Source organism: Rhodococcus sp. 05-2254-5, assembly GCF_002258575.1.
Lineage (GTDB): Bacteria > Actinomycetota > Actinomycetes > Mycobacteriales > Mycobacteriaceae > Rhodococcoides > Rhodococcoides fascians.
The window spans coordinates 108,875-122,438 of the sequence record NZ_NOZG01000029.1; the positions used below are offsets into that span (position 1 = coordinate 108,875).

Consider the following 13,564-nt stretch of genomic DNA (forward strand, 5'->3'; position numbering starts at 1 on the left):
TCGGAAAGTTCCGAATACCGCCCGAGCGAAGAGATCACCAGCGGTAGTGGGCGAACGCCTTGTTGGCTTCGGCCATCTTGTGAGTGTCTTCGCGGCGCTTCACAGCGGCACCGAGGCCGTTGCTGGCGTCGAGCAACTCGTTCGCCAGACGCTCGACCATGGTCTTCTCACGACGAGCGCGCGAGAACGTGACCAGCCAGCGCAGTGCCAGCGTGGTGGAGCGGCCGGGACGAACCTCGACGGGCACCTGGTAGGTGGCACCGCCGACGCGTCGGCTGCGAACCTCGAGGGCCGGCTTGACGTTGTCGAGTGCACGCTTGAGCGTGACGACGGGGTCGGTGCCGGTCTTCTCGCGAGCCTGCTCGAGCGCCTGGTAGACGATGCGCTCTGCGGTCGACTTCTTGCCGTCGAGAAGGATCTTGTTGACGAGCTGCGTGACCAACGGCGATCCGTAGACCGGGTCGTTGATCAGCGGCCGCTTGGGTGCTGGGCCCTTGCGTGGCATATCAGCTCTTCTCCTTCTTGGCTCCGTAGCGGCTGCGAGCCTGCTTGCGGTTCTTGACACCCTGGGTGTCGAGCGAGCCGCGGATGATCTTGTAACGCACACCCGGGAGGTCCTTCACACGACCGCCGCGAACGAGCACCATCGAGTGCTCCTGCAGGTTGTGGCCCTCACCGGGGATGTATGCGGTGACCTCTACCGAGGTGGTCAGGCGAACACGCGCGACCTTACGGAGAGCGGAGTTCGGCTTCTTGGGGGTGGTGGTGTACACGCGAGTGCACACACCACGGCGCTGGGGACTGCCCTTGAGGGCAGCGGTCTTCAGTTTCGCGACCTTGTCGGTGCGACCCTTACGGACCAGCTGGTTGATCGTTGGCATAAACCGGCTTTCTTCGTGTCGATAAACAGGGATCTAGCAGTTGGAGCAAGAGAACACTGCTCCTCACCCATGACGTCTCCGCGGGTCTCTTGCACCCCGCGGTCGGGTGTGTCGCATACCCCCACACGTCCAGCCGGTTGCGCGCTCTCGAGACGAACGTGCGCACGGCTGTACCTCGCATAGGCACACAAACGGTCCGGCCAGGCCGGACACGACCCATAACGATACCCGGCGGCGCGGCCTCGGGTCAAAACACCCTTCGCTCTGATACGCAACCTATCTGCTCAGGTTGAGTGTGAGGTCTGCCAGCTTCGCTGCCGCCTGGCAGGGATCGGGGTGTGCGACGCCCGGACGGTACTGCACCCACCACCCGAAGATGCCCGCCTGGTCCGCTCCGGCCGACACTCCGCACGAGTCCGGGTCGTTCGGGCGTTGAGCCTGTATTGCCTTGCGGCCCTGCACTGTTGTGTCGCTGACGGTGTACGCCATCTTCTCGTCGGCTGCCCGCTCGGCGGCCAGGGTGCCGGACTCGAACCAGTTGAACGTCACCTTCACGATGCCCGCGGAACCGATGAGATCCCATCGGCAGATCGCTCCGAAGAAGCCGCGAGCGATGTCGTCGGCTCCGGCGGCCTCTGCGATCTGGTCGTCGGAGACGGCATCGCACTCGGTCAACAACTTGGTGAATTCTTGGTTGCCCGATCCGGCGAAGCTCGCCGGCCGCGGCGTGCCCTCGACCGACTGAGAGCAACCGGCCGCGAGCAGCAGGGTCGCTGCGGCGGCGAAAACCCGTCTCGAAGTACTTGCTCGAGATCTCATTGCTTACGCTCCACGGTCAGCTTCGCCAGTTCGTTCCCGACGTCGCACGGCGGGCGCGCCGGGATCTGTTCGGAATAGGTGACCGACCAATGGAAGAAGTCGTCTCCGAATTGCACACCGATCTCGCACAACGGGCCCTGTTCGGCTTCGAATCCGGGGTTGCCGTCGATGGCGATGTCCTTGGCCGGACGGCCGATCAGTTCGGAACCGGCGCGTTCGCGGCCGATCGGACTGCCGCGGTACCAGGAGAAGCTGACACTCGGTCCGCTGATGGCCACGGTTTCCCACTGACAGCCGACGGAGTTGCGGGTGATCTGGGAGAACGGGCCGGCTCCGAATGCCGACTGCACCTCGGCGTCGGTGATCGATCCGCATTCACCGAAGAACGGACCGGGCTCGTACGCGGCCTTGCTCGTCGACGGCTCGGGCGCGGTATCGGCGGCGTCGGTATCCGAGCCACCGCAACCTGCGATCAGCGCGGCGACCGCGGTGATCACCAGTGTCACTCGCTTCATGCCGTCCTTCGCGTGCTGGTCCGATGCTGCAGTTCGCGTCGCACCGAACCTACCAACCGAACAGGGCAGCGGTCATGTGCCGTGCACAGCGCGTCCTTGGACGTACACACCCACGATGGCCGGCTCTCGCATGGCCATCAGCAGGGCGAACAGGGTCTGGTCGCGGGCCAGCTCGGGGTCCTCGGCGCGCACGCCGTGGTCGACGGCCGCGGCCAGCTGCGGCCACGCGTCGGGATCGACGACGACGAAGTCCGCCTCTTTCCCCACGTCGAAGTTGCCGATGCGCTCCTCCATGTCGAGAGCACGCGCCCCGGCGAGCGTTCCGGTGAACAACAGTTCGGCCGGATGCAACGACAGGCCCGCGTCCCCCGGTTCGGAGATGTGCACCTTGAACGCGTCGGCGAGTACCTGCGGTAGTAGCCACTCGTCACCGCCGCCGAAATCGGACCCGATGGCGATGGTGACCCCGGCGGCGACGGTTCTCTTCCACGGCATCGTGCCCGAGCCCAGGAACTGCTGCGAGGTGGGGCAGTGCGCGATGGACGTACCCGTCTCTGCCAACCTCGTCAGTTCCGCGTCGTCGCAGTGCACCGCGTGCGCCAGAATCGACCGTCGACCCAGCAGGCTCTTGCCACCTACTTGCGAGCCCGGCAGGAACTTGCCGTCGTAGGTGTCCAGGTAACTCTCGACCTGGTACGCACCCTTGGTGGCGTCGATCTCGCCCGTGCCCGGTCGGTTGTTCTCGTTGAGGTGTGTGTGGAAGTAGACGCCACGTGCCCGCACCGAGTCGTAGAGCTCGCCGAGGTTCCTCAGCGTGTCCGTGGTCACCGACAGCGAGAACCGCGGCACGACGGCGACGTGCAGCATGGCGGTGTCGACGTCGCCGGTGTCGGCGGCGTGCCATTTCTCGATTTCTTCCGACACCAGCCTGATGGCCTCGTCCTCGCCGGTGATCAGTGCGTGCGCCGACGCGGGGCCGGTGGTCTGGATCCCGCGACCACTGACGATGCGTAATCCACGTCTCGAGGTCTCCGAGAACAATGCGTCCTGGGCATGGGGGAAGGCCGACCCGAACACCATGGCCTGCGTCGTCCCGGCGCGAATGCGTGCTGCGCAGAAGTCGCGCGCGGCCGCCGCCGCGAATTCCGGATCGGCGAATCGTGCTTCGGACGGAAAGATGCACGTGTTCAGCCATTCGAGCAATTGCCCGCCGCCGTAGGAGTCACCGGCGTAGGTCTGTGGGAAATGAATGTGCGTGTCGACGAATCCCGGCAGCAGAAAGCCGGGCCGGTGATCCGACACATCCGAATGGGCGTAGTGCGTTGGCAGAGAATCGAACTCGCCGCAGAACTCGATCCTGCCCTCGCCTGAGACCACGAGGGCACCGTCGGGAATCGAGACCAACGACGCGGCGGCGTCCTGCACTGTGGGCGAGCCCGCGATGTGAAAGATGTGGCCACGGTGGACGCGTGCGGAATCGGAAGTCACGAGCAGACTCAAGCACAGGTGGATCGGAACTGCAGATCGTGCGCGTCTAGTGCGCTACCGCTCCTGCGGCGGACAGTCGTGCGTTCAGCGAGGCGTCGAGCACATCGGCCCAGGCTCGCACGATTTCGACGCGGCGACGCGCGTCGTCGGTCAGGACGTCCGCGAGACCGAGCCCACGCGCCAGGTCGAGCGTCGCCTGGACCAGACGGTGGGTGACGGGATCGTTGTCGTCGACTCCGAGGTTCTCGACGGCCATCGTGTGTGCTCGACGACCGAATCGCTCTTCGAGTGGGACGATCCGATCACGCAGTTCCGGATCGGCCGACGCCGCCGTCCAGACCTGCAGCGCCGCTTTGAACATCGGACCCGTGTAGTACTCGACGAGCCTCTCCACCACCAGTTTCGTTCGGCCGGGTCCGGGCGGAATCTCCTGTGCCTCGCGGCGAGCATGGTCCATCCGAGTGTCGAACATGTACTCGAGTGCCCCGGTGATGAGGTCCTCACGCGTCGGGAAATGGTGTTGGGTGGCACCGCGAGAGACGCCGGCGCGCTCGGCGACGACCCCGACCGTCGTTGCGCTCCAGCCCTGCTCGGCGAGCGAGTCGATCGTCGCCTCGAGCAGTCGCTGACGCGTCACCCTGCTGCGATCCTGCTTGGGTTCGCGCGCCATCACCATCTCCCTGCTCCTTCTCGACCTACTTTTCGGCAGCCCAGGACGGCGGCCTCTTCTCCAGAAAGGACATCATCCCCTCTCGGGCTTCCTCCGATGCAAACAACCTGGCCGATTGCTCGGCGACGGCCGTTCCGCGCTCGTCGATCTCGCGTCGGATCGCGGCGGTGGTGAGCTGTTTGGACTCGGCCAAGCCCTGCGGCGAGCACTTCCTGAACATGATCATGTAGTCGGCCACCGCGGCCGCGGGAACGGCGTCGGCCACGGTGACCAGACCGATCTCCTGGGCCGTGGCACCGTCGAATGTTTCCCCGGTGAGGAAGTATCGACTCGCCGCCCGGGAGGTCAATCGCGGCAGCACGGCGACGGAGATGACCGACGCCGCCAGTCCGAGGCGAACCTCGGTCAGCGCGAACGAGCTTTCCGGTCCGGCAATGGCGACGTCGCACGCCGCCACGAGCCCCATCCCGCCTGCCCGCACATGACCATCGATCTGTACGACGACGGGTTTCGGGGTGTCGATGATCAGCCGCATCAGATCCAGCATCTGCCGAGTCCGGAGCTCCGGCGACGCCCCGGCTTCCCGGAGATCTGCACCGGCGCAGAACGTCGTACCGGTGTGACCGAGCACGATCGTTCTGATGTCGTCGTCGTGCGCCGCAGCGATGAGGCCCGCTGTCAGCTCCTCGACCAACACCGACGACAGCGCGTTTCGGTTCTGCGGCGAATCCAACGTCAAATACGCTGTGTCCTTGCCCGACTCGACGAGAACGGCCATCAGTAGCTTCTCGGCAGGCCGAGCGAGTGCTGGCTCACGAAGTTCAGGATCATCTCCCGGCTCACCGGAGCAACGCGGGCGATACGGGCGGCTCCGAGCATCGCAGCCAATCCGTATTCACTGCTCAACCCGGCACCACCGTGGGTTTGGATCGCCTGATCGAGTGCCTTGATACTGGCCTCGGCAGCAGCGTATTTCGCCATGTTCGCGGCCTCGGCGGCACCGAAATCGTCGCCGGAGTCGTAGAGCACCGCGGCCTTCTGCATCATCAATTTCGCCAACTCCAGCTCGATCTTGCACTGCGCCAACGGGTGCGCCAAGCCCTGGTGAGCGCCGATCGGCGTCTTCCAGACCGTCCGCTCGTTGGCGTATTTGACCGCCGCGTCCAGAGCGTATCGACCCATACCGACAGCCATCGCAGCACCGAGAATGCGCTCGGGGTTCAGTCCGGCGAACAACTGCATCAGGGCAGCGTCGGCCTCACCGACGAGTGCCTCGGCAGGCAACCGGACGTCGTCGAGGAACAGCACGAACTGATGATCGGGCTCGACGATGTCCATCTGCATCTGCGTCTTCTGCAGTCCCGGAGCGTCGGTGGGCACGATGAACAGGGCAGGCTTGAGCTTGCCGGTCTTGCTGTCTTCCGTTCTGGCAACGATCAATACGGCGTCGGCCTGATCCACGCCCGAGATATAGATCTTGTTGCCCTTCAAGATCCATTCGTCACCGTCGCGACGCGCCGTGGTGGTGATCTGGTGCGAGTTGGATCCGGCGTCGGGCTCGGTGATGCCGAACACCATGATCTTGGAACCGTCGGCAAGGGCGGTGAGCCACTCCTGCTTCTGGTCCGGCGTGCCGTACTTGCCGATGATGGTGCCGCAGATGGCCGGACTGACGACGACGAGCAGTAGACCGGCACCGTGCGCAGCCAACTCCTCCTGCACGAGCGCAAGTTCGTAGATGCCTGCGCCTCCGCCGCCGTATTCCTCGGGCAGATTGACCCCGAGGAAGCCGAGCTTGCCCGCCTCGTTCCACAGTTCGGTCAGTGGCTCACCTTTACGCGCCTTGGGCAGCACGTAATCGATGTAGTTGTAGCGCTTGCCCAGTGACGAGACTGCGTTGCGCAGACCCTTCTGCTCTTCGGTTTCGATGAAACTCATGGTTGCTCCACTCCGTTATCGGTGACGACTGGCGTGTCGGTGACTACTGCCAAGACCTGTCCTACCTCGACTTGCTGACCCTGCTGCACGTTCAGTTCGGTGAGCACACCATCGGCGGGTGCAGTCACGGTGTGCTCCATCTTCATCGCCTCCAGCCACAGAATGGGCTGGCCCGCGGTGACGGTATCTCCCTGCGCAGCAGCAATTCTGATGACGCTGCCCGGCATCGGCGCGAGCAGTGATCCGGCCGCCACCTCGTCGGTGGGGTCGGTGAACCTCGGTGCCCGAGCCAATCGAACGGGGCCCAGGGAAGAATCCACGAACACGTCGGACCCGTAGGTGCTCACTGCGAGAATACGACGAATACCGTTGTCGTCGAGCGTCACCGAGGTCGGTGTGTGCTCCACCAGTTCGACACCCTCCACCGAGGAGGTGAGTCCGCTGCGTCCGATCGAGTATTCGACGGTGATGTCGTTGTACGTCTTGCGCTGCGGTTGCGACCGGAGATTGCGCCAGCCGCCGGGTAGACCCCGGTTCACCCGAGCTCGCGAGACGTTGCTCGCCGCGTCGGCCAAGGCAGCCGCGAGCGCCGACAGTTCCTCGGCCCGGCCCTGCGCAAACGGCTGAGCCAGGACATCGAGGCCGTGCGTGTCGAAGAAGGCTGTATCGGTGTCGCCCGCCAGGAACGCCGGATGGCGCAGAATGTTGACCAGCAGATCGCGATTGGTCTTCAGGCCGTGAATGGTGGCGTTCTGCAGTGCTTTCGCCAACAGAGTCGCCGCTCGGTCCCGCGTCGGGGCGAAGGAGATCACCTTGGCGAGCATGGGGTCGTACTGCGTTCCCACCACGCTGCCCGTCTCGACGCCGGAATCGACTCTGATGTATCCAGCTTTGTCCGACACCTCGAACTGCGCACCAGGGATTTCGAATCGGTGCACGGCACCGCTCTGCGGCTGCCAGTCCTGAGCCGGATCCTCGGCGTACAGCCGAACCTCGATCGAGTGTCCCCGTGTCGTGGGCTGTTCGGCCGGTAGCCGCTCCCCCGCCGCAACCTGGATCTGCAGCGCAACGAGATCCAGACCCGTCGTGCATTCGGTGACCGGATGCTCCACCTGCAGGCGGGTGTTCATCTCGAGGAAGAAGAAATTTCCCTTTTCGTCGGCGAGGAATTCGACGGTCCCTGCACCCTCGTAGCCGATGGCCTCGGATGCCAGTGTGGCTGCTTCGAAAAGCTTCTCGCGCATGCCGTCGATGCGTTCGACGAGCGGCGACGGAGCTTCCTCGACGACCTTCTGGTGCCTGCGTTGGATCGAGCATTCACGCTCGCCCACCGTCCACACCGTGCCGAATCGATCGGCCATGACCTGAACTTCGATGTGCCGCCCGGTTTCGATGTACCGCTCGATGAACACCGTTCCATCGCCGAAGGCCGAGAGGGCTTCTCGTCCGGCTGCCTCGAGCTCCGACTGCAGTGCATCGAGACTGCGGACGATGCGCATCCCCCGACCGCCGCCGCCCGCGGAGGCCTTGATCAGTACCGGTAGCTCGTTCTCGGTGACCGACTCGGGATCGAGTCGAGTCAACACCGGCACTCCGGCGTCGGCCATCATCTTCTTGGACTCGACCTTCGAGCCCATCGATTCGATGGCCTTGACGGGCGGTCCGATCCAGGTCAACCCGGCGTCGAGAACTTGCCGGGCGAATTCGGCGTTCTCGGAAAGGAATCCGTATCCCGGATGGACCGCGTCGGCTCCGGCCTGCACCGCGGCGGCGATGATCAATTCTCCGCGCAAGTAGGTCTCGGACGGGCTCTGCCCAGGCAGACGCACAGCGGAGTCCGCCTCACGCACATGGGGAGATGCCGCGTCGGCGTCGGAGAAGACCGCGACGGTATCGATGCCCTCCGCGCGGCAGGTGGTGAAGACGCGTCGGGCGATTTCGCCGCGATTGGCCACGAGGACTTTGTTCAGCATGCGGGCATCACATCCGGAAGACACCGAAGTTCGCGGTGCCTTCGATCGGGGCAGAGGCGATGGCCGACAGGCACATTCCCACTACCGTGCGGGTGTCACGGGGATCGATGACGCCGTCGTCGTAGAGGCGTCCGGACAGGAACATCGGCAACGATTCGGCTTCGATCTGATTCTCGATCATCGCGCGCAGTCCGGCATCGGCCTCCGCGTCGAACGCTTGACCGCGAGCTTCTGCGGCGGCGCGTCCGACGATGGAGATGACGCCGGCCAGCTGTGCGCCACCCATGACGGCGGATTTGCTGGACGGCCAGGCGAAGAGGAAGCGAGGATCGAAGGCGCGGCCGCACATGCCGTAATGGCCGGCTCCGTAGGACGCCCCGAGCAGGATCGAGATGTGCGGCACCTTCGAGTTGGAGACGGCGTTGATCATCATCGATCCGTGCTTGATCATGCCGCCTTCCTCGTATTCCTTGCCGACCATGTAGCCGGTGGTGTTGTGCAGGAACAGCAGTGGCGTGTTCGACCGGTTGGCGAGCTGAATGAACTGCGTCGCCTTCTGCGATTCCTCGCTGAACAGCACGCCGCGTGCGTTGGCGAGGATGCCGATCGGGTAGCCGTGCAACTCTGCCCAACCGGTGACGAGCGAGCCGCCGTACATCGGCTTGAACTCGTCGAAGTCGGAACCGTCGACGATGCGGGCGATGACCTCGCGGGGATCGAACGGGATCTTCAGATCGGTGGGGACGATGCCGAGCAGATCCTCGGGATCGGCGAGTGGCTCGATGACCTCGGTGCGTGGCTCGGGCCCCTTCTTCTTCCAGTTCAACCGGGAGACGATGCTGCGTCCGATACGGATGGCGTCCTGCTCGTCGACGGCGAAGTAGTCTGCGAGACCCGACTTTCGAGCGTGCATCTCGGCTCCGCCGAGCGACTCGTCGTCCGAATCCTCACCGGTGGCCATCTTCACCAGGGGCGGTCCGGCCAGGAACACCTTGGATCGTTCCTTGATCATGACGACGTGATCGGACATGCCGGGAACGTAGGCACCGCCCGCAGTCGAGTTGCCGAACACCAGGGCGATGGTCGGAATACCGGCCGCCGAGAGCTGCGTCAGATCGCGGAACATGCGCCCACCGGGGATGAACACCTCTTTCTGCGTGGGCAGGTCGGCACCGCCCGACTCGACGAGAGAGATCACCGGCAGTCGGTTCTGGGTGGCGATGTCGTTGCCGCGGAACCCCTTCTTCAGGGTCCACGGGTTGCTGGACCCGCCGCGGACCGTGGGATCGTTGGCCACGATGAGACATTCGACCCCGCACACGACACCGATACCCATGACGGTGCTGGCACCGACGGGAAAGTCGCTGCCCCACGCCGCAAGTGGGCACAGTTCGAGGAACGCGGAATCCTCGTCGATCAACAATTCGATGCGCTCACGGGCGAGCAGCTTGCCACGCTTCTTGTGTCGATCGACGTACTTCTGACCGCCACCGAGCAACGCCTTGTCGTGTTCGGCGTCGATCTCGGCCAGTTTGGTGTGCATGGCTTCGGTGGCACCGGTGTACTGCTCCGATGCGGTGTCGAGAGTGGACTTCAGCACGCTCATGCCTGGTACCCCAATCGTTTTGCGGCAAGGCCGGTGAGAATCTCGGTGGTTCCGCCGCCGATACCGAGGATGCGCATGTCGCGGTATTGCCGTTCGACCTCGCTCTCGCGCATGTACCCGAGTCCGCCGAAGAGTTGGACGGCTTGATTGGCCACCCACTCCCCGGACTCGACGGCGGTGTTCTTGGCGAAGCAGACCTCGGCGATGAAGTCACCGTCCTCCTGCATGGACCGCTCGACGAGGGAGCGGGTGTACACGCGAGCGATGTCGATCTTGCGCGCCATCTCGGTGACGGTGTTCTGTACGGATTGCCGAGCGATGAGCGGCTTTCCGAAGGTCTCCCGGTCTCGAACCCACTGCAGCGTCAGATCGAGGCACCGCTGCGCGCTGGCGTAGGCCTGAGCGGCGAGAGCGATACGCTCGGTGGGAAATGCCTGCGCGATCTGGACGAAGCCACTGTTCTCGGCACCGACCAGGTTGGCCACCGGAACCCGTGCGTCGACGAAGGAGAGTTCGGCGGTATCGGAGGCGCGCCAGCCCATCTTGTCCAGCTTGCTGGTGACCTCGAAGCCCGGTGTGCCCCTTTCGACGACGAGGAGCGACACTCCGGCTGCACCCTCGCCTCCCGTCCGGACCGCGGTGACGACGAAGTCCGCACGGCACCCCGAGGTGATGTAGGTCTTCGACCCGTTGACGACGTAATGGTCGCCGTCTCTGACCGCCTTGGTCCGCAGATGACCCACGTCGGAGCCGCCACCCGGCTCGGTGATCGCGAGCGAGCCGATCTTCTCCCCCGCCAGCGTCGGCCGTACCCACTTGTCGATTTGCTCAGGATCTCTCGCGGCAACCAAGTGCGGCAACGCAATTCCACAGGTGAACAGAGAAGCGAACAGTCCGCCCGACGCGCCGGCCTGGTGCATCTCCTCACAGATCAGCACCGCGTCCGCGAGATCACCGCCGTCGCCGCCGACGTCCTCGGGAAACCCTGCGCCGAGCAAACCGAGAGCGGCCGCCTTCTTGTGCAGCTCACGCGGAATCTCGCCCTCGGTCTCCCACCGATTCATGTGCGGCGCGATGTCCTGCTCCACGAAACTGCGAACGGTCTTGCGAAGCTGCTGACGCTCCGGCGTCGTCCAGATGCTCATACGAGTGCTCCCTTGTAAGCGAGTGTTTCGGGGATGTCGATGTGCCGCGACCGCAGCCATTCACCGAGCCCCTTGGCCTGTGGATCGAATCTGGCCTGCGATGCAACGCCCTGGCCGAGAATGCCGTCGATGACGAAGTTCACCGCCCGCAGGTTGGGAAGTACATGCCGAGTGACAGTGAGTTTTTCGGCCTCGGGCAACATCTTCTTCAGGGTCTCGACCGTCAATGCGTGCACCAGCCAGGCGAATTCGTCATCGGTGCGCACCCAGACCCCGACGTTGGCGCTCCCACCTTTGTCTCCGCTACGGGCCGCGGCGATGGTGCCCAGTGGTAGTCGGATGGTGTCCTCGGCGGCTCGCGGTGCCGGCAGCTGCGGTTCGACCAGCGATTCCAGGACTCGCGTCTCCGCCGAGGGTGCGATGCTGCGTTCGGTGCCGTCGGCCAGGTGGGCCGTATGCGGTACGTCGTGTGCGTCGACGAAACCTGCGGTGAACACCCCGTACGGGGCTCCGTTTCCGGGCGGTGCGGTGACCGAGAAGCCCGGGTAGCTGGCAAGTGCGAGTTCGACCGCCACAGCCGAGAACTGGCGTCCCACCGCGTCGGGGTTACTGTCGCGGGCGACGCAGCGCAGCAACGCGCTTGCGGTTTCCTCGGTCTCGGCGTCGGGCTTGTCGGTACGCACCAGAGTCCAGTCCAACTCGGTCGGTCGGGCGGGCAACCACGACTCGAACTGCCGTTGCGCCAGTTCGGCTTTGGCCTCGATGTCCAGGCCGGTCAACACCATCGTGAATTCGTTGCGGAAGCCGCCGAGCGCGTTGAGCGAGACCTTGTAGGTGGGCGGCGGCGCTTCTCCGGTGACCCCGCTGATCGATACTCGGTTGCTGGACTCCTGCGCCAGGACCGCCGTGTCGATGCGCGCGGTGACGTCGGGGTTCGCGTATCGGCCCCCGGTGATCTCGTACAGCAGTTGCGCGGTGACGGTACCGACGCTGACGGCACCGCCGGTGCCCTCGTGCTTGGTGATGACGGAGGATCCGTCGGCTTCGATCTCGGCGATCGGGAATCCGGGACGGGACATGTCGGCGATCTCGGTGAAGAACGAGTAGTTGCCGCCGGTTGCTTGAGTACCGCACTCGATGACGTGGCCCGCGATGACTGCGCCGGCCAGTGCGTCGTAATCGGTTGTCGACCAGCCGAAGTGAGCGGCGGCGGGGCCGACGATGACACTGGCGTCGGTGACGCGACCGGTCACGACGACGTCGGCACCGGAGTTCAGGCATTCCACGATTCCCCACGCACCGAGGTAGGCGTTTGCCGTCAGCGGGCTGCCGAGGCCGAGTTCGCCTGCCCTGCCGAGGAGGTCGTCGCCGTCCACGTAGCCGATCTTCGCGCCGGAATCCAGCTTCTCCAACGCCTCGACCAGTCCACGCGGATTCAGTCCGCCGGCATTGGCGACGATCTTCACGCCCTTGTCGAGTGCCAGTCCGAGACAGTCCTCGGCCTGCCGCAGAAAGGTTTTGGCGTAGCCACGGGTCGCGTCCTTCATTCGGTCGCGTCCGAGGATGAGCATGGTCAGCTCGGCGAGGTAGTCACCGGTGAGGTAATCGAGGTCTCCTCCTTCGAGCATCTCCCGCATCGCGGACAGTCGATCTCCGTAGAAACCGGAGCAGTTGCCTATACGTACGGTCATGCTTTCTCGCGTCCTGCCTTGTCTCGTCCCTGTCCGGGAGGGCCTGCGAAGGCTTGGGCGATGGTGAGCCAGTGCGCGGCATCGGCCCCGTCGGCTCGAACGTCCAGATCGTCGCGGTGTGCGCGCTGAGTGACGAGAAGGCAGAAGTCGAGTGCAGATCCGGTGACACGCTGTTCTGCGTCGTCGGGGCCCCATGTCCACACTTCGCCCGAGGGTGCGGTGAGCTCGATTCCGAACGGTTCCGCCGGCGGAGTCTGCTCGTTGACGGCGTAGGCGAAATCCCGTGTCCGGACGCCGATGTGTGCGACTCCGCGGATTCGGTCGGTCGGCACGCGGGTGACGCCCAGCGCGTCGGCGACATCCTGTCCGTGGGCCCACGTCTCCATGAGACGGGCGGTGGCCATGGACGCGGCACTCATGGGCGGCCCGAACCACTGGATCTTGACGCCCGACGGGACCTGCTTCAGCGCGTCCGTCATGGCGTGGCGGCGGGTTCGCCAGGCGCTCAACAGTTCCGGATTGCTCGCTTCCTCCTCGGCGGCGTCGTCGACGAACCCGGTGGGGTTCTCCCAGGCCTTTTTCAGCGTGCGGGCGAACTCCTCCTCGGCCGCGGCATCACCGGACGCTGCGGAAGTGGTTCGCTCCGCGACGTGATCCGTCCACGACAGGTGCGCAATCTGATGTGCGATCGTCCAGCCCGCCGCCGGAGTAGGTGCCGCCCAGCGTTCGGGTGCCAGCTCGGCCACCAGCGCGTCGAGGTCGTCACCCTCGGCACGGAGATCGCCGACGAGTGAGTCGAGGTCTGCCATGGGACCAGCTTCACAAAGGCGCGAGAAAA

General features: G+C 64.8%; 13 protein-coding genes. All 13 read right to left on the minus strand.

The genetic code is table 11. The features are described from left to right. Positions 1–34 precede the first annotated feature (34 nt). Complete coding sequence (gene rpsG, locus CH278_RS19910; protein ID WP_003941856.1) at positions 35–505, minus strand: 30S ribosomal protein S7; 471 nt, start codon at positions 503–505, stop codon at positions 35–37. Between the two features lies 1 nt (position 506). After that, entirely contained in the window at positions 507–881 is a 375-nt protein-coding gene (rpsL, locus tag CH278_RS19915) for a 30S ribosomal protein S12 (RefSeq protein WP_027498160.1), read from the minus strand. 276 nt (positions 882–1,157) lie between these two features. Next, positions 1,158–1,700: a DUF3558 domain-containing protein gene (locus tag CH278_RS19920; RefSeq protein WP_032390554.1), complete on the minus strand. Its 543-nt coding sequence runs from the start codon at positions 1,698–1,700 to the stop codon at positions 1,158–1,160. Then, on the minus strand, positions 1,697–2,215 hold the full coding sequence (locus CH278_RS19925) for a DUF3558 domain-containing protein (RefSeq protein ID WP_032390555.1): 519 nt from the start codon (positions 2,213–2,215) through the stop codon (positions 1,697–1,699). Before CH278_RS19925 ends, CH278_RS19920 begins: the two co-directional genes overlap by 4 nt. Positions 2,216–2,287: 72 nt before the next feature. Further along, positions 2,288–3,703, minus strand: a complete 1,416-nt coding sequence (locus CH278_RS19930) for a guanine deaminase (RefSeq protein ID WP_094622693.1) — start codon at positions 3,701–3,703, stop codon at positions 2,288–2,290. A gap of 46 nt (positions 3,704–3,749) precedes the next feature. Then, complete coding sequence (locus tag CH278_RS19935; protein WP_032390459.1) at positions 3,750–4,373, minus strand: TetR/AcrR family transcriptional regulator; 624 nt, start codon at positions 4,371–4,373, stop codon at positions 3,750–3,752. 25 nt (positions 4,374–4,398) lie between these two features. Further along, the gene (locus CH278_RS19940; protein WP_027498165.1) at positions 4,399–5,151 is read right to left on the minus strand and encodes an enoyl-CoA hydratase family protein; all 753 of its coding nucleotides are present in this window, start codon (positions 5,149–5,151) and stop codon (positions 4,399–4,401) included. Then, complete coding sequence (locus CH278_RS19945; RefSeq protein WP_027498166.1) at positions 5,151–6,311, minus strand: acyl-CoA dehydrogenase family protein; 1,161 nt, start codon at positions 6,309–6,311, stop codon at positions 5,151–5,153. Before CH278_RS19945 ends, CH278_RS19940 begins: the two co-directional genes overlap by 1 nt. Beyond that, positions 6,308–8,284, minus strand: a complete 1,977-nt coding sequence (locus tag CH278_RS19950; protein WP_094622694.1) for an acetyl/propionyl/methylcrotonyl-CoA carboxylase subunit alpha — start codon at positions 8,282–8,284, stop codon at positions 6,308–6,310. The genes CH278_RS19945 and CH278_RS19950 overlap by 4 nt, the downstream gene beginning before the upstream one ends. Before the next feature lie 7 nt (positions 8,285–8,291). Then, positions 8,292–9,890, minus strand: coding sequence for an acyl-CoA carboxylase subunit beta (locus tag CH278_RS19955; protein ID WP_027498168.1), 1,599 nt, complete (start codon positions 9,888–9,890; stop codon positions 8,292–8,294). After that, positions 9,887–11,035, minus strand: a complete 1,149-nt coding sequence (locus CH278_RS19960; RefSeq protein WP_094622695.1) for an acyl-CoA dehydrogenase family protein — start codon at positions 11,033–11,035, stop codon at positions 9,887–9,889. The genes CH278_RS19955 and CH278_RS19960 overlap by 4 nt, the downstream gene beginning before the upstream one ends. Next, on the minus strand, positions 11,032–12,726 hold the full coding sequence (locus CH278_RS19965; RefSeq protein WP_027498170.1) for an acyclic terpene utilization AtuA family protein: 1,695 nt from the start codon (positions 12,724–12,726) through the stop codon (positions 11,032–11,034). Before CH278_RS19965 ends, CH278_RS19960 begins: the two co-directional genes overlap by 4 nt. Further along, positions 12,723–13,535 carry a TIGR03084 family metal-binding protein gene (locus CH278_RS19970; RefSeq protein WP_027498171.1) on the minus strand — a complete coding sequence of 271 codons (813 nt, stop codon included), beginning with the start codon at positions 13,533–13,535 and terminating at the stop codon, positions 12,723–12,725. Before CH278_RS19970 ends, CH278_RS19965 begins: the two co-directional genes overlap by 4 nt. Positions 13,536–13,564: the final 29 nt, after the last annotated feature.

Excerpts from the sequence above, each read along its gene's own strand:
- rpsG (WP_003941856.1), bottom strand. The coding sequence starts at position 505 with ATGCCACGCAAGGGCCCAGCACCCAAGCGGCCGCTGATCAACGACCCG.
- rpsL (WP_027498160.1), bottom strand. The coding sequence starts at position 881 with ATGCCAACGATCAACCAGCTGGTCCGTAAGGGTCGCACCGACAAGGTC.
- CH278_RS19920 (WP_032390554.1), bottom strand. The coding sequence starts at position 1,700 with ATGAGATCTCGAGCAAGTACTTCGAGACGGGTTTTCGCCGCCGCAGCG.
- CH278_RS19925 (WP_032390555.1), bottom strand. The coding sequence starts at position 2,215 with ATGAAGCGAGTGACACTGGTGATCACCGCGGTCGCCGCGCTGATCGCA.
- CH278_RS19935 (WP_032390459.1), bottom strand. The coding sequence starts at position 4,373 with ATGGCGCGCGAACCCAAGCAGGATCGCAGCAGGGTGACGCGTCAGCGA.
- CH278_RS19940 (WP_027498165.1), bottom strand. The coding sequence starts at position 5,151 with ATGGCCGTTCTCGTCGAGTCGGGCAAGGACACAGCGTATTTGACGTTG.
- CH278_RS19945 (WP_027498166.1), bottom strand. The coding sequence starts at position 6,311 with ATGAGTTTCATCGAAACCGAAGAGCAGAAGGGTCTGCGCAACGCAGTC.
- CH278_RS19950 (WP_094622694.1), bottom strand. The coding sequence starts at position 8,284 with ATGCTGAACAAAGTCCTCGTGGCCAATCGCGGCGAAATCGCCCGACGC.
- CH278_RS19955 (WP_027498168.1), bottom strand. The coding sequence starts at position 9,890 with ATGAGCGTGCTGAAGTCCACTCTCGACACCGCATCGGAGCAGTACACC.
- CH278_RS19960 (WP_094622695.1), bottom strand. The coding sequence starts at position 11,035 with ATGAGCATCTGGACGACGCCGGAGCGTCAGCAGCTTCGCAAGACCGTT.
- CH278_RS19965 (WP_027498170.1), bottom strand. The coding sequence starts at position 12,726 with ATGACCGTACGTATAGGCAACTGCTCCGGTTTCTACGGAGATCGACTG.
- CH278_RS19970 (WP_027498171.1), bottom strand. The coding sequence starts at position 13,535 with ATGGCAGACCTCGACTCACTCGTCGGCGATCTCCGTGCCGAGGGTGAC.